General features: G+C 68.7%; 16 protein-coding genes. 11 read left to right on the top strand and 5 right to left on the bottom strand.

The window, feature by feature from the left end:
• Positions 1-29: 29 nt before the first annotated feature.
• Positions 30-1,877: an alpha/beta hydrolase family protein gene (locus tag AC3RXZ_RS03150; protein WP_491493139.1), complete on the bottom strand. Its 1,848-nt coding sequence runs from the start codon at positions 1,875-1,877 to the stop codon at positions 30-32.
• Between the two features lie 141 nt (positions 1,878-2,018).
• Entirely contained in the window at positions 2,019-3,722 is a 1,704-nt protein-coding gene (locus AC3RXZ_RS03145) for a glycerol-3-phosphate dehydrogenase/oxidase (RefSeq protein WP_491493138.1), read from the bottom strand.
• An 86-nt stretch (positions 3,723-3,808) separates the two neighbouring features.
• Between AC3RXZ_RS03145 and AC3RXZ_RS03140 the strand changes: the two genes are divergently transcribed.
• Complete coding sequence (locus tag AC3RXZ_RS03140) at positions 3,809-4,774, top strand: sugar-binding transcriptional regulator (protein ID WP_491493137.1); 966 nt, start codon at positions 3,809-3,811, stop codon at positions 4,772-4,774.
• A gap of 89 nt (positions 4,775-4,863) precedes the next feature.
• Complete coding sequence (glpK, locus tag AC3RXZ_RS03135) at positions 4,864-6,360, top strand: glycerol kinase GlpK (RefSeq protein WP_491493136.1); 1,497 nt, start codon at positions 4,864-4,866, stop codon at positions 6,358-6,360.
• Between the two features lie 4 nt (positions 6,361-6,364).
• On the opposite strand, the gene AC3RXZ_RS03130 is transcribed toward glpK, so the two are convergent.
• Positions 6,365-7,510: a glutamate--cysteine ligase gene (locus tag AC3RXZ_RS03130; protein ID WP_491493135.1), complete on the bottom strand. Its 1,146-nt coding sequence runs from the start codon at positions 7,508-7,510 to the stop codon at positions 6,365-6,367.
• Positions 7,511-7,722: 212 nt separating this feature from the next.
• On the opposite strand from AC3RXZ_RS03130, the gene rpsP reads away from it, so the two are divergent.
• Genes rpsP through trmD form a run of 4 tightly spaced genes read left to right on the top strand, consistent with a single transcriptional unit; the run spans position 7,723 to position 9,760 of the window.
• The gene (gene rpsP, locus AC3RXZ_RS03125; RefSeq protein WP_243225371.1) at positions 7,723-8,163 is read left to right on the top strand and encodes a 30S ribosomal protein S16; all 441 of its coding nucleotides are present in this window, start codon (positions 7,723-7,725) and stop codon (positions 8,161-8,163) included.
• 6 nt (positions 8,164-8,169) lie between these two features.
• Positions 8,170-8,400 (top strand): RNA-binding protein, encoded by a 231-nt coding sequence (locus AC3RXZ_RS03120; protein WP_243225374.1) that lies wholly within the window; start codon positions 8,170-8,172, stop codon positions 8,398-8,400.
• Position 8,401: 1 nt separating this feature from the next.
• Entirely contained in the window at positions 8,402-9,004 is a 603-nt protein-coding gene (rimM, locus tag AC3RXZ_RS03115) for a ribosome maturation factor RimM (protein ID WP_491493134.1), read from the top strand.
• An 18-nt stretch (positions 9,005-9,022) separates the two neighbouring features.
• A complete protein-coding gene (trmD, locus tag AC3RXZ_RS03110; RefSeq protein ID WP_243225379.1) occupies positions 9,023-9,760 on the top strand; it encodes a tRNA (guanosine(37)-N1)-methyltransferase TrmD in 738 nt (245 codons plus the stop codon).
• A 21-nt stretch (positions 9,761-9,781) separates the two neighbouring features.
• On the opposite strand, the gene AC3RXZ_RS03105 is transcribed toward trmD, so the two are convergent.
• Positions 9,782-10,375 (bottom strand): histidine phosphatase family protein, encoded by a 594-nt coding sequence (locus AC3RXZ_RS03105; RefSeq protein WP_491493133.1) that lies wholly within the window; start codon positions 10,373-10,375, stop codon positions 9,782-9,784.
• Positions 10,376-10,435: 60 nt separating this feature from the next.
• On the opposite strand from AC3RXZ_RS03105, the gene AC3RXZ_RS03100 reads away from it, so the two are divergent.
• On the top strand, positions 10,436-10,879 hold the full coding sequence (locus AC3RXZ_RS03100) for a pyrimidine dimer DNA glycosylase/endonuclease V (protein WP_491493132.1): 444 nt from the start codon (positions 10,436-10,438) through the stop codon (positions 10,877-10,879).
• A gap of 6 nt (positions 10,880-10,885) precedes the next feature.
• Here the strand turns inward: AC3RXZ_RS03100 and map are convergent, their stop codons facing one another.
• Positions 10,886-11,668, bottom strand: a complete 783-nt coding sequence (gene map / locus AC3RXZ_RS03095; protein WP_243225387.1) for a type I methionyl aminopeptidase — start codon at positions 11,666-11,668, stop codon at positions 10,886-10,888.
• A 110-nt stretch (positions 11,669-11,778) separates the two neighbouring features.
• On the opposite strand from map, the gene AC3RXZ_RS03090 reads away from it, so the two are divergent.
• From AC3RXZ_RS03090 to rnhB, 4 genes are all read left to right on the top strand, one after another.
• Positions 11,779-12,267: an MFS transporter permease gene (locus AC3RXZ_RS03090; RefSeq protein ID WP_243225388.1), complete on the top strand. Its 489-nt coding sequence runs from the start codon at positions 11,779-11,781 to the stop codon at positions 12,265-12,267.
• 163 nt (positions 12,268-12,430) lie between these two features.
• Positions 12,431-12,778 carry a 50S ribosomal protein L19 gene (rplS, locus tag AC3RXZ_RS03085; RefSeq protein WP_243225389.1) on the top strand — a complete coding sequence of 116 codons (348 nt, stop codon included), beginning with the start codon at positions 12,431-12,433 and terminating at the stop codon, positions 12,776-12,778.
• A gap of 120 nt (positions 12,779-12,898) precedes the next feature.
• Entirely contained in the window at positions 12,899-13,630 is a 732-nt protein-coding gene (lepB, locus tag AC3RXZ_RS03080; RefSeq protein WP_243225390.1) for a signal peptidase I, read from the top strand.
• Positions 13,627-14,286 (top strand): ribonuclease HII, encoded by a 660-nt coding sequence (gene rnhB / locus AC3RXZ_RS03075; RefSeq protein ID WP_491493131.1) that lies wholly within the window; start codon positions 13,627-13,629, stop codon positions 14,284-14,286. Before lepB ends, rnhB begins: the two co-directional genes overlap by 4 nt.
• Positions 14,287-14,300: the final 14 nt, after the last annotated feature.

The following is a 14,300-nucleotide window of genomic DNA, read 5'->3' as shown; positions in this document are numbered from 1 at the left end:
CGGTTCGAAGCCCCCTTCGCGTTGCCCGGTCAGTAGGTCATCACGAGCGAATTCGACACCGACACGACCGCGACGACGACGGCGTTGAGGACGCCGGCGATGTACGGGTTCTTCGTCGCCCGGTAGATCTTTCGCGAGATCACCGCCGTGACGGCGAGGATGAGGATCACCGGGAACAGCCAGATGCTGTAGATCCCGCCGAAGCCGGGGATCAGCTCACCGGTCACGCCGAACGTGATGTACTGCGCCGCGACCAGGATGATCGGGCCCAGCGCGTTGAACAGCGCGAGCACGGCGGTGTTCAGCCACTCGCGTCCGGCGAGCGTGAAGCGGTTGAACACGTTGATCGAGATCGAGTTGGCCACGAAGTAGATCAGGAACAGCGGCAGCAGGAACAGCGCGTACCAGATCTTGTCCTGCGGGAACCACTTCACCGCGATCACCCAGAACCGGAAGTCGGTCTTGAAGAAGTAGTCCGCCACGAACACGAGCCCGAAGGCGGCGACTGCGACGACGAGCGCGAGACCGATGCTCTGCAGGAGCCGACCCCAGCCGGGCAGCAGCCCCGCCTCGCGGAGGTTCGTGCCGTTCTTCCGCCCGAACAGGTAGTAGGAGGCCAGCATGATGACGATCGCGGCGACGCCGTTGAGGGCCGCCCACACGGCGATGAAGAACACCGATCCGGTGGGAACCGGGTTCGGAACCGCGTTGTGGGTGATCGCGACGAGCCAGGTCTGCTGGCTCAGCCAGACGTACGAGAGCGCCGAGATGATCGCCGAGACGGCGAGCCCGCCCCAGAACCACAGGGACCCGGCACGACCGGCGGGACGGGCCGGTCCGATCTGCTCGGCGCGCAACCCGCGGAACGCCCGCGTCGTCAACAGTGCGCGCGTGAACGCGACGAGGAAGATGCCGAAGCCGATCAGCCCGAGCGCGGTGAAGGACTCCTTCCACTGCCACACCTGCGATGTCGGCGGGATCGGGTTCGGCGCCTCGAGGGTGAGATCGAAGAACGCGATCTGGTCGGCGACGGTGTACTTCGAGATCGTGCTCCACGGATGAGTCTGGGCCGGGGTGTGGAGGACGCGGACGACCTCTTCGCCGTCGATCGTCTCGGTGTACACCGTGTCGACCTCGCGCGCCTCGGCATCCTCGGGGTCCGCGCCGAAGTTGAGGAAGGACTGCGCGTTCGGGGTCGTGGCGAATTCGCGCGGCGTGGTCAGGGCGTTGCCCTGCGCGTCATAGCTGCGGAAGAAGAACTCGTCGTACTGGTCGGCGACCAGCCCGACGTCGCGCGTGCCGTAGAGGTTGGCGTAGGCACCGGACTCGTCGGTGTACATCGCCTCGTTGTCGACGAGGAACACCGAGGAGATCAGGGGCGTGTCCGCTTCGTTGTCGAGCGCGACCGAGAAGTTCGCGGCGCGCGCACCGTTGGAGTGTCCGCTGACGCCGATGCGCTCCGCGTCGACGTAGGGCAGATCCGCGATCAGCTTCACGCCGTCGTACATGCCGGTTCCGCCGACCTGCAGCTCGTCGGCGGGCAACGGGTCCGAGTTGCCGTGTCCGTACATGTCGATGGACAGCACCACGAATCCGCGGCGGGCCAGCTCGACGTAGTTGGCGTCCTGCATCTCCCGGTTGTTCCACCAGCCGTGGCTGACGACCACGGCCGGGGCCGGCTCCTCCGCCGTCGCCGTGTCCGGCACATACAGCAGTGCGTTTAGCATCCGGCCTGAGGATGTTTCCCACTGCAGGTCCTTTACGGCGACCGTACCGGCCGCGGTCTGGACGATCGAGGCGCCTGCGGCCGAGATCAGGCACAGGACGAGGGACAGAACCAGCCAGAACGCGTTCCGGCGCAGAAGTCCGCTCTTCATTCGTTCACTCCTTCATGAAACGTCGTATCGGGGCGCCCCGTCGGGCAGGGGACGTCGAACCCAGCGCCGAGCGTATTGCGCCCGCGGGCGCGGCGAGGCGCGGAACGGGGCAATCTGCACAAACGTGCGCGACAGATCCGCTCAGACCGAGGCGGACGTGCCGACATCGACGCCGTGCGCCTCGCGCAGCAGCGTCAGCGTCTCCTCGATCTCGGCGTCCACGCGCTCTGTGCTCCAGCCGAGCAGCGGGGCGAGCTCCGTCGCGATCGTCCGGACGGCCGCGGCATCCGCGTCGCCGGTGAACGCGAGGCTCGTACGTCGGAAGATGACGTCGCCGACGTGCTGCACCTTCTCGACTGCGACCATCCAGGCGAGCTCCCGGGTGGACAGCGCATCGCCGAGCACGGGCTCGTCGTGCTCCTGCGACAGGAAGTCCGCGACGTCAGCGGCCCGGGTGCCGTAGCGGGTGAACAGCACCCGTCCGCGTTCCGTGTCGCCGACGTACTGCCGCAGCCACTCGATGCGGCGCCGCGCGGTCTTCGGGTACCCCTTGCCGCCGCCGATGCGAACGCCCTTGGTGTCGGCCGTGCGATCGCGTCCGAGTTCGGCGAGCACCCGGTCGGCCAGGGTCTCGCCGAGGGCGCGGAACGTGGTCCACTTGCCGCCGACCAGGCTGAGCACCGGTGCGGTCCCGGCATCCTGGCGCCGTTCGATCCGATAGTCGCGCGAGACGAAGCCCGGCGCCGTGTCGTCGTGGTGCGGCAGGGGGCGGATGCCGGAATAGCGGTACACGATCTGCGAGCGGTCCACGCGGATGCCGGGGAAGACGTGCGCGATGAGCGCGAAGAAGTAGTCGACCTCCTCCTCTGTGCAGCGGGCGGGCTCACGCGGGTCGGCCTCGATGTCCGTGGTGCCGACGAGGACGCGGTCCTTCAGCGGGTAGATGAGGACGATCCGGCCGTCGGAGTGCTCGAAGAAGATCTCCCGTCCGCCGGTGGCATCCAGCAGCTCGGGGTGGTCGAGCACGATGTGCGAGCCCTTCGTGCCGCCCATGAACGCCGACTCCATGCCCAGCGCCTCGTTCGTGAGGTCCGTCCACGGGCCCGAGGCGTTCACCACGACGTCGGCGGCGACCCGGAACTGTGCACCCGTCTCGCGGTCGCGCAGCAGCACGCCCTGCGCATCCAGCCCGACGGCCTCCACGTAGTTCAGCGCTCGCGCACCCGGATGGGCGGACTCGCCGTCGTTCAGCACGTCGAGCGCGAGGCGCTCGGGGTCGTGCACCGAGGCGTCGTAGTAGGTCGCGGTGTACTTGACCGCCGGATCGAGCGCCGGGAGGGCCGCGAGGGACTTCCTGCGCCCGTGGAACCGGTGCCGCGGGACGGTGCCGCCGTCGCGCGAGAACGTGTCGTAGAGGGTCAGGCCGATCTTGATGAGGAACGCGCCGCGTTCGGTCGGCTTGCCCTGTCGGTGTGTGAGGAAGCGCAAGGGGGCGGCGAGGATGCCGGAGAAGGTGGAGTAGATCGGGATGGTGGTCTCGAGCGGCTTGACGAAGTGGGGCGCGGTCTTCAGCAGCCCGTTGCGCTCCTGCACCGACTCCTTCACGAGACGGAACTCGCCGTTCTCGAGGTAGCGGATGCCGCCGTGGATCATGTGGCTGGATGCCGCCGTGGCACCGCTGGCGAAGTCGTCGCGCTCGACGAGCAGCACGTCGACGCCCTGCATGGCGAGATCGCGGAACGTGGCGATCCCGTTGATGCCGCCGCCGATGATGACGACGCTCGTGCGGCCCTGTTCACGCGCTGCGCGGACGCTGTCTCGTTCGATCCCGGTGCTGGTGCTCATGTCTCTCCTCGCGTGGCCTTCAGGGTATATCCTGGGCGGCCCAGCACAACCGCGCAACGCGGTTGCACGAACGTGCAAGGAGCGGAATGAGCATGACGGCTCGCAGCGATCCGCGAGCAGCCTCGGCGCTGCGGGCCGCGCAGATGTACTACCTGCAGGACATGACGATGGAGGCGATCGCCCGGGAACTGCGCACCTCGCGTTCCTCGGTGTCGCGCCTGCTCAGCCACGCGCGGGATACGGGACTCGTCGAGATCCAGATCCACCCGCCGCAGGGCGAGGAGCTGCGGCTCGAGGAGGCGATCCGCGAACGGTACGGCATCGCCGCGCACGTCGTGCCGACGCCGCAGAACCTGTCCGACGTGGAGCGCTTCGAACGCGTGGCGATGAGCGCGGCGCGTCTGCTGCCGATCCACTTCGAGTCGAACATGACCCTCGGGATCGCGTGGGGATCGACGCTGGACGCGATCAGCCGTCACCTGCCCCGCAAGGAGACCCACAACACCACCGTGGTCCAGCTCAACGGCGCCGGGAACACCTTCACCACCGGTGTCGACTACGCCAGCGAGATCCTCCAGCGGTTCGGACAGGCGTTCGGGGCCGGCGTCCAGCAGTTCCCCGTGCCGGCGTTCTTCGACGACCCGCGCACGAAGGAGGCGATGTGGCGGGAGCGGAGCACGCGGCGCGTGCTCGACCTGCAGGCGCGTGCGGACGTGATCCTGTTCGGGCTCGGCTCGCCGTTCGCCGAGGTCCCCAGCCGCGTGTACATCGGCGGGTACCTCAGCCGCGAGGACTACCGGAGCCTTCGTGAGGAGAAGGTCGTCGGAGACATCGCGACGGTGTTCTTCCGCAGCGACGGCAGCTGGCAGGACATCGAGCTGAACGCGCGGGCGACCGGGCCGGGCTTCACCGTGCTGCGCCGCGCATCCCGCCGGATCTGCGTGGTCTCCGGCGCGCAGAAGCTGCCGAGTCTGCGCGGAGCGATCGCCACGCGCCTGATCACCGATCTGGTGCTCGACGAGCACCTGGCGGAGCAGCTCGTCGCGTCGTGACCTGCACATCCGTGCAGGAGGTCGGAACGGCCGATCGTCGTCTTCTAGGCTGTCCGGAGCGGACAGGGCCGTCATCTGCAGGAGAGAACATGCACATCGTCGCCATCGACCAGGGCACCACCAGTACGCGCGCCATCGTCTTCGACGACCAGGGGCGGATCGTCGGCACCGGACAGCAGGAGCACGAGCAGATCCTTCCCGAGGCCGGCTGGGTAGAGCACGACGCGACCGAGATCTGGCACAACGTGCAGGCCGTCATCGCGAGCGCGCTGGAGCAGGCGAAGGTCACGGCCGCCGACGTCGCGGGGATCGGCATCACGAACCAGCGCGAGACGGCCATCGTGTGGGATCGGCGCACCGGCGAACCCGTCCACCATGCGATCGTGTGGCAGGACACCCGCACGCAGGACCTGATCGACGCTCTCGCCGAGGACGGCGGCGTGCGCCGTTTCGCGGATCGGACCGGCCTGCCGCTGGCGACCTACTTCTCCGCTTCCAAGGTGGCGTGGATGCTGCGCAACGTGGAGGGTCTGCGCGAACGGGCCGAGGCGGGCGAGCTGCTGTTCGGAACGCCCGACTCCTGGCTGCTGTGGAACCTCACCGGCGGACCGGACGGCGGAGTGCACGCCACGGATGTCACCAACGCCAGTCGCACGCTGCTCATGGATCTGCGCACGCTCGAATGGCACGACGAGCTGCTCGAGGCCTTCGACATCCCGCGTGCGATGCTCCCGGAGATCCGATCGTCGTCGGAGGTGTACGGCCACGTCGTCGGCACGGCGCTCGACGGCGTTCCGATCGCGGCGATCCTCGGCGATCAGCAGGCCGCGACGTTCGGGCAGACCGCGTTCGACGCGGGGGAATCGAAGAACACCTACGGCACGGGCAACTTCCTCATCGTCGGCACGGGGGAGGAGATCGTCCAGAGCGATCACGGTCTGATCACGACCGTCGCGTATCGGCTGGGGGAGGACGCGCCGCGGTATGCGCTGGAGGGGTCGATCGCGGTCACCGGATCCCTCGTCCAGTGGCTGCGCGACAACCTCGGCATCATCTCGCGCGCCCCGGAGGTCGAGGAGCTCGCCCTCACCGTCGAGGACAACGGGGGCGTGCACATCGTGCCGGCCTTCTCGGGACTGTTCGCGCCGTACTGGCGTCCGGATGCGCGCGGCGCGATCCTCGGGCTGACCCGCTTCGCGAACAAGGGGCACATCGCCAGAGCGGCGCTCGAGGCCGTCGCCTTCCAGACGCGCGAGGTGCTGGACGCCGTGGCGGCCGACACCGGCATGGCGCTGGCGGAGCTGCGGGTGGACGGCGGCATGGCGGCGAACGCCACGCTGCTGCAGATCCAGGCGGACGTGCTGGGCGTGCCCGTGATCCGGCCGGAGGTCATCGAGACCACGGCACTGGGTGCGGCCTACGCCGCGGGTCTCGCCGTCGGCGTGTGGAAGGACCTCGATGAGCTCCGCGCCATGTGGCGCGAGGATGCTCGCTTCGAGCCGGCCGTCCCCGAGGAGGATCGCGAGCGCCGCGTGGCGCGCTGGCGCAAGGCCGTCACGCGCACGTTCGACTGGGTCGACGACTGACGTCTCAGGCGATCGAGCCCTCCGGGCCCGAACGGAACTCCCGGATCAGGTGCTGCACGACCTCGCGGAGGTCGCCGTCGGATGCCTCGGCCACGGCGATCTGTCGTTCATAGCTCGCCCCGCCGTTCACGATCGATCCCACGCGGGCGAACTCGGCAGCGCACCCGAGATCGACGGCGACCGGTGCGAGGTCGGCGAGCAGAGCGGAGACGTGCTCGCGCACCGGGGTCTGCTCGCCCGCGGCATCCGTGATCAGGCGGGCGTCGAGCCCGTACCGGGCAGCCCGCCACTTGTTCTCGCGATGGAACCACGCGGGCATCGTCGGCAGCGTCTCGCCGGCATCCAGCATCCGGGAGAAGTGCTCGACGAGCACCTGGACCAGCGCAGCGACCGATGCCAGCTCTGCGAGCGTGGACATGCCGTCGCAGGCGCGAACCTCGATCGTGCCCCAGCGCGGTGCGGGGCGGATGTCCCAGCGGACCTCCGTGGCATCGGCCAGCACGCCGGTGCGGACCATGTCGTCCAGGTAACCCTCGAACTCCGTCCAGGTACCGAGCGCCCACGGCAGCCCTGCCGTGGGCAGCTGCTGGAACACCAGGGCCCGGTTGGACGCATAGCCCGTGCGCTCCCCGGCCCAGAACGGGCTTGAGGCGGCCAGAGCCTGAAGATGCGGGAGGAACCCGGTCAGCGCGCCGATGATGGGGAAGACCTTGTCGCGGTCGTCTACGCCGACGTGGACGTGGATGCCCCAGATCATCATGTTCCGGCCCCACCACTGCGTCCGCTCGATGAGCTTGTGGTAGCGCGTCTTGTCGGTGACCCGCTGGTCGTACCACTGCGCGAACGGGTGACTGCCGGCGGAGAGGAGTTCGACGCCGGCCGGGTCTGTCGCCGCGCGCACTGCGGAGATCGCCGCGGCGATGTCGTCGACGGCGTGCGCGACGGTGGCGCCGACGCCGCTGGTGACCTCGATGGTGTTCGTCAGCAGTTCGCCGGTGACGGTGTGGCGCTTGTCGGCGCTCTCCGCCTCCAGCGCGGCGAGCAGTTCAGGGCCGCGCCCGACGAGGTCGCCGGATGCAGGGTCGGCGAGCATGATCTCCCACTCGATGCCCACGGTGGAGCGAGCGGATTCGGCGAACGTCACGGTCACGAGCACAGTCTGACACGACCGCCCGTCCCAGCCGACGCGCGGGGACACATCGCGTTTCGCGCCCGGCGTGGGGATCTGGCAGAATAGAGGGTCGGACGGCTCGCTCGACCCTCTATCCAGCGCGCACGTCCTCCCGCAGAGCTTCCGCCGGGTGTGCACCCCACGCTCCAGGCGATCGGTTCAATATTCCTTCCACACCATTCAGGAGAATCGTGGCTGTCAAGATTCGTCTCAAGCGCCTGGGCAAGATCCGTGCGCCTTATTACCGCATCGTCGTGGCCGACTCGCGCACCAAGCGCGACGGCCGCGTGATCGAGGAGATCGGCAAGTACCACCCCACCGAGGAGCCCTCGTTCATCGAGGTCGACTCCGAGCGTGCGCAGTACTGGCTCTCCGTCGGCGCGCAGCCGACCGAGCAGGTCACCGCCATCCTCAAGATCACGGGCGACTGGGGCACGTTCAAGGGCGAGAAGGACGCGAAGTCCACGCTCAAGGTCGCCGAGGAGAAGGCTGCTTTCGAAGCGGACTCCTCGAAGAAGTCGGTCATCAAGCCGAAGGCGGAGAAGAAGGAGGAGGCTCCTGCTGAGGAGGCTCCCGCCGCTGCCGAGGCCGACGCGGAGGCCGCTGAGGCTCCCGCCGCCGACGCCGAGTAATCCGCCGTGCTGGCCGCCGCGCTCGAGCACGTCGTCAAGGGGATCGTCGATCACCCGGACGACGTCCGCGTCACCGAATCCACGTCGCCGCGAGGCGACCTTCTCGAGGTGCGCGTGCACCCCGATGACCGTGGACGCGTGATCGGGCGCGGCGGTCGCACCGCCAAGGCGCTGCGCACGCTGATCACCGCCCTCGCCGACGGACGTCGCGTTCGTGTCGACGTCGCGGACGACTGACGTGGCGGCGAAGGACCGGGCTCAGGGACGCAATCAGCTGCGCGTCGGCCGGCTGGTCAAGGCGCACGGACTCAAGGGCGCCCTGAAGCTCGAGCTGTACACCGACAACCCCGAGGGGCGTTTCGTCCCCGGCGCCGAGTTCACGTTGCAGGTGCCCGAGGCATCTCCGTGGCACGGCAAGACCATCACCGTCCGGGAGTACCGGGTGATGAACGGCAACTCCGTCGTGTTCTTCGAGGACATCGACGACCGCACCGCCGCTGAGGGCCTCGTGCGTGCGATCCTCTGGATCGATCAGGATGACGCGGAGCCCGAGGACAACGCCTGGTACGACCACCAGCTGACCGGGCTCGACGTCGTCCGCGACGACCAGGTCGTGGGCCGCGTCGTCCGCATCGACCACCTTCCCGCCCAGGATCTCCTCATCGTCCGGCCCGCCGGTGCCGACGCCGAACGGGAGATCATGGTGCCCTTCGTCGAGGCGATCGTGCCGACCGTCGACATCGAAGGCGGACGCGTCGTGGTGACCCCACCCGCCGGCCTCTTCGAGGAGCTCCCGGACGCAGAGGTCGAAGATGCGCCGTCGGACGACGCCGCGCCCTGATCGTCCTATCCTGATCTCGTGCGCGCCCCGACTCACGACGCCCGTCCGGCACTCCGTTTCGACGTCGTCTCGATCTTCCCGTCGTACTTCGACGGTCTGACGCTCTCCCTGCTCGGCAAGGCGCAGGATGCCGGGATCATCGACCTGCGCGTCCGGGATCTGCGCGACTGGACCAGCGACCGGCATCGCACGGTGGACGACACCCCGTACGGTGGCGGTGCCGGCATGGTCATGAAGCCCGAGCCCTGGGGGCTCGCGCTCGACGAACTCGCGGCCGCGTCGGAGAGTGGCGCGCGACCGACGATCGTGTTCCCTTCTCCGGCGGGAGAGGTCTTCACGCAGGCGACCGCTCGGGACCTCGCCACCCGCGAGCACCTCATCTTCGGGTGCGGCCGCTACGAGGGTATCGACGAGCGGGTGTTCGAGTACGCTGCCGATCTCGGTGAGGTCCGGCTGATCAGCCTCGGCGACTACGTGCTGAACGGGGGAGAGGTCGCCGTCATGGCGATGATCGAGGCGATCGGCCGCCTCATCCCCGGCGTCGTGGGGAACCCCGAGAGCCTCGTCGAGGAATCCCATGAGGACGGGCTGCTCGAATACCCCTCGTACACCAAGCCGGCGCTCTGGCGGGACCGCGAGGTTCCGGGTGTGCTGCTCAGCGGCAATCACGGCGCCATCGCCGCGTGGCGACACGAGCAGCAGCTCGAGCGCACGCGCCTCCGACGCCCGGATCTCCTCGACGGCGACTCTGCCTGAACGCAGCAACGGGCAACGCGGTCAGAGCACGCGCTCGTGGTCGTCGTCGATCTCGATCACGAGTCCGGGTGGATGCCGCAGCGACAGCGCCTGACCTGCATCCAGACCTCGCAGCTCGGCCCGCAGCAGGCGCCCGATCATCTCGTGGGCGACGATGAGCGGCGGTCCGACGGCGGACCAGCCGCATTCGCTCAGCGCACGCCGCGCACGCAGGCGCGCCTGCGCATAGCTCTCGCCCCCGGGGAACGCCCAGCCGTACCGGTTCTCGGCCCGCTCGGCGCGGGCCCCGGGATACCGCTCGTCGATCTCCGCCCAGGTCATGCCAGCCATCTCGCCGTGGTCGATCTCGGCGAGATCGGCGACCTCGACGACATCCGCTCCGAGGTGTTCCGCGATGATGACCGCGGTCGCCATCGCCCGGCCGAGCGGACTGGAGCAGATCGTGCGGATGCCGCAGGGAACGAGCCGATCGGCGGCGGCTCTGGCCTGCGCGATGCCGTCGGCGGTCAGCGGCGAATCGAGTCGGCCGTGCAGCCTGCCCTCGAGATTCCAGACGGTCTGACCATGGCGGGCGAGATATGCCCGCGACGGCACATGACGATCGCGCGGAATCATGCCCTCAGGATGGCACAGCGCACGCTCCGGCGGGAGCATCGGGCACGATAGCGTCGGAGCATGAGGATCTGGTCCGTGCACCCGCGCTATCTCGACAGGCAGGGCCTCGTCGCCTGCTGGCGGGAGACGCTGCTGGCCCAGGCAGTGCTCGGCGGCGCGACCCGCGGGTACACGCGTCACCCGCAACTCGAGCGGTTCCGTGCCACCGACGACCCGGTCGCTGCGATCGGTGCGTATCTCGATGCGCTGGCCGCCGAGGCCGACGAGCGCGGCTACCGCTTCGACCGCGCTCGGATCTCCCGTCCGGGGCGGACCGCGTCCATCGAGGTCACAGACGGTCAGCTGAACCGGGAGTGGGAGCACCTCCTGGCCAAGCTCGCCACCAGGAGCCCTGAGCAGCACGCGCGGTGGCGTTCCGAGCCGAGGCCGGAGCCGCATCCGCTGTTCGCCGTCGTGCCGGGGCCCGTCGCGAGCTGGGAGCGCGCCGCGCCTGCGCGCGACTGAGTGGACTCAGTCGACGCCGAGGAACGAACGGTCGGTGAGGATGATCGGCCCGTCATCGGTGATCGCGACGGTGTGCTCGGAGTGCGCCCCGCGCGAGCCGTCGGCGCTGCGGAGCGTCCAGCCGTCCGGGTCCGTGATCAGCTCGTCGGTCGTGGCGAGGAACCACGGCTCCAGCGCCAGGACGAGCCCGGAGCGCAGGGGGAATCCGCGGCCGGCCCTGCCGTCGTTCGCCACGTGCGGGTCGCCGTGCATCGTGCGACCGACGCCGTGACCGCCGAAGTCGGTGTTGATGCTGTAGCCCTCTCCGTGAGCGACCTGGGCGATCGCGGCGGAGATGTCCCCGATCCGGTTCCCGACCGAGGCGGCCGCGATCGCGGCATCCAGGGCCCGTTCGCTCGTGTCGATCAGACGGAGGTCCTCGTCACGTGGCGTGCCCACCACGAAGGAGACGGCGGAGTCGGCGACCCAGCCGTCCACGGAGACCGCGAAGTCGAGCGTCACGAGGTCGCCGTCGCGCAGCACGTAATCGTGCGGAAGGCCGTGCAGCACCGCGTCGTTCACCGACGTGCAGATGACCTTGCCGAACGGGCCGCGTCCGAACGACGGGGCGTAGTCGATGTAGCAGGATTCGGCGCCGGCCTTGCGGATCATGTCGTGCGCGCGGCGGTCGATCGACAGCAGGTTCGTGCCGACCTTCGTCTCCGCCCGGAGGGTCGCGAGCGTCTCGGCGACGAATCGCCCCGCTGCCCGCATCTCGTCGATCTCGGACGGAGTGCGCAGTTCGATCATGGTGTTTCCTCTCGTGTGGTTCCATTCTCCCGGATGCCGAGGCGCGTCGGCTGCACCCGCTCTCAGCGAACACCTCGAAACGCGGACCTCGGGCGACGTAGCATCGCAGTATGTGGTTGCGTGAGGCGTTCTTCCGGTGGCTCATCCCGGCCGCCTTCGTGCTGCCGCTGTGGCTGCTGGTCGGATGGGGCGTGTTCTCCCGCGGCGGCTGGGCGTTCCTGTTCCTGTTCATCGGCATCCCGTCGGTGTTCCTCGGCCAGCTGATCCTCACGCTGCTCGTTCGGGCTCGGCCGTCGGTGAGGCTCACGCGCGCGGTCTCCTGGTGGGACGTCGCAGGATTCGGGTTGTGGCACGCGTTGACCATCGCGATCGGGTTCTACCCGTCCTGGTTCGCTCCCGCTCTGACCGGGGCGATCATCGTCGGCATCGCACTGGTGTGGCTGTCGCTGTGGCAGCTGTGGAGCGAAGCACGCGGGGCGGGCGGCGTCCGCGTCATCCGCACGACCTGGCAGACGCCGGTCGCCGAGGATCATGCTCGCCGGGACACGACGGACAGCGAGGTCTTCGTGATCAGGGAGAAGCCCGAGACCGACCGCTGACCGCGTTTTGGCGGCGCCGGGGATCCGTGGCAGAATAGGTCCTTGTGCCGTGACCGGCTCTGCCTCAGGGGAGCCCGCGGACATGACGTTCCGTTCAGCACACACCTTACGTATTCCTTCCAGCTTGCACCCGACCTGTGGCGGATGCAGAGAGTAGACGATCATGCAGATCCTCGATGCCGTCGACGCGGCTTCGCTCCGCTCGGACATCCCCGAGTTCTTCCCCGGCGACACCGTCAAGGTGCACGTGAACATCACCGAGGGAAACCGCTCCCGTATCCAGGTCTTCCAGGGTGTCGTCATCGGCCGTTCCGGCGACGGTGTCCGCGAGACCTTCACGGTCCGCAAGATCAGCTTCCAGGTGGGCGTCGAGCGCACCTTCCCGGTGCACTCCCCGGTGATCGACCACATCGAGGTCGTCACCCGCGGTGACGTGCGTCGCGCGAAGCTCTACTACCTGCGCAACCTCCGCGGCAAGAAGGCGAAGATCAAGGAGAAGCGCGAGAACTGATCTCCGCCTCCAATGAAGCACCCCGGGACACTCGCGTCCCGGGGTGCTTTCTTTCGGTCGGGATGTGCGAGCCTTGTAGGGCCGCACCGACGTTCGGCGTGAAACTCGTGAAGGAATGCGATGACGACTGAGTCCACCCCGGCCCCGGAACCGAAGCGGCGGCGTGGCCTCCTGATCTTCCTGCGCGATGTCCTCATCATCGTGCTGATCGCGGCGTTGGTGTCGTTCCTCGTGAAGACCTTCGTGGTCCGCTCGTTCTACATCCCCTCCGGCTCGATGGAGCAGACGCTCCTCGTGAACGACCGCATCCTGGTCGACGAGCTGACACCGCGATGGACGGGATACGAGCGCGGGGACGTCGTCGTGTTCCAGGATCCGGGCGGCTGGCTCCCTCCGGCGGCCCAGGAGCCCGCGCAGCCGCCATTGCTCGCCTTCTTCGACGGCGTGCTCACGTTCATCGGGATCTCGGCGTCCGACTCCCAGGACCACCTCGTCAAACGGCTCATCGGGCTGCCAGGCGATCACGTGGTGTGCTGCAACTCCCTCGGTCAGATCACCGTCAACGACGCGCCGATCGACGAGCTGTCGTACCTGAACCTGCCGGAGGGCGACACGCTCGCCTCCGAGGAGCCGTTCGACGTGACCGTCCCGGAAGGCCAGCTCTGGCTGCTCGGCGACAACCGCGATCGGTCGCAGGACGCCAGAGCGCACCAGGACCTGCCCAGCGGGGGGTTCGTCCCCCTGGACAACGTCGTGGGCAAGGCGTTCCTGACGACGTGGCCGCTGGATCGCATCGGGCTGATCGACGGCCATCACGAGGTCTTCAACGGCGTGCCGGATCCCGCCTCATGACCGTCGTGGCGCCGTCCCTCCGGCTGGAACGCTCGCTCCTGAAGGAGCACGAGCTCATCATCGCCCTCGACGAGGTGGGCCGGGGAGCACTCGCGGGTCCGGTCACGATCGGGGCCGCCGTGATGGATGCCGCGGGGGCGCGTCGTCGCATCCCGGAGGGGCTGCGCGACTCCAAGCTCATCACCGAGCGGCGCCGTCCCGACGTGGCGCGGCGTGCGGCGGCTTGGGTGCCGGCATCCGCTCTCGGCTGGGCGAGCGCTGCCGAGGTCGACGAGGTGGGGATCATGCGCGCCCTCGGGCTCGCCGCGTCCCGCGCGCTGCTGGCGATCGCCGAGCAGGGAGTCCCGGTCGACCGCGCCCTCGTCATCCTCGACGGCAACCACGACTACGTCTCCCGCGTGCATCCGTCCCGTATCAGGGTGCGCCCGGTGATCAAGGCCGACCGGGACTGCGCCTCGGTCTCGGTGGCCTCTGTGATCGCCAAGGTCGCCCGCGACGCCCTGATGACCGATCTGCATGACGAGCATCCCGTGTATCAGTGGGATCGCAACAAGGGATACGCGAGTCCCGAGCACCGCACCGCCATCGAGGAGCGCGGTCTCTCGCCGCTGCATCGGGCGTCCTGGTCGATCGCCGGTGCTCCGACGCTGTTCTGACGCCGTCGGTGCGC

This window comes from Microbacterium cucumeris, assembly GCF_058349845.2.
This window is presented reverse-complemented; position numbering and strand designations above follow the sequence as displayed.

Coding starts and splice junctions, on each gene's coding strand:
- AC3RXZ_RS03090 (WP_243225388.1), top strand. CDS start 11,779: ATGTGGTTGCGTGAGGCGTTCTTCCGGTGGCTCATCCCGGCCGCCTTC.
- AC3RXZ_RS03105 (WP_491493133.1), bottom strand. CDS start 10,375: ATGATTCCGCGCGATCGTCATGTGCCGTCGCGGGCATATCTCGCCCGC.
- rnhB (WP_491493131.1), top strand. CDS start 13,627: ATGACCGTCGTGGCGCCGTCCCTCCGGCTGGAACGCTCGCTCCTGAAG.
- lepB (WP_243225390.1), top strand. CDS start 12,899: ATGACGACTGAGTCCACCCCGGCCCCGGAACCGAAGCGGCGGCGTGGC.
- AC3RXZ_RS03145 (WP_491493138.1), bottom strand. CDS start 3,722: ATGAGCACCAGCACCGGGATCGAACGAGACAGCGTCCGCGCAGCGCGT.
- AC3RXZ_RS03100 (WP_491493132.1), top strand. CDS start 10,436: ATGAGGATCTGGTCCGTGCACCCGCGCTATCTCGACAGGCAGGGCCTC.
- AC3RXZ_RS03140 (WP_491493137.1), top strand. CDS start 3,809: ATGAGCATGACGGCTCGCAGCGATCCGCGAGCAGCCTCGGCGCTGCGG.
- rplS (WP_243225389.1), top strand. CDS start 12,431: ATGCAGATCCTCGATGCCGTCGACGCGGCTTCGCTCCGCTCGGACATC.
- glpK (WP_491493136.1), top strand. CDS start 4,864: ATGCACATCGTCGCCATCGACCAGGGCACCACCAGTACGCGCGCCATC.
- map (WP_243225387.1), bottom strand. CDS start 11,668: ATGATCGAACTGCGCACTCCGTCCGAGATCGACGAGATGCGGGCAGCG.
- AC3RXZ_RS03150 (WP_491493139.1), bottom strand. CDS start 1,877: ATGAAGAGCGGACTTCTGCGCCGGAACGCGTTCTGGCTGGTTCTGTCC.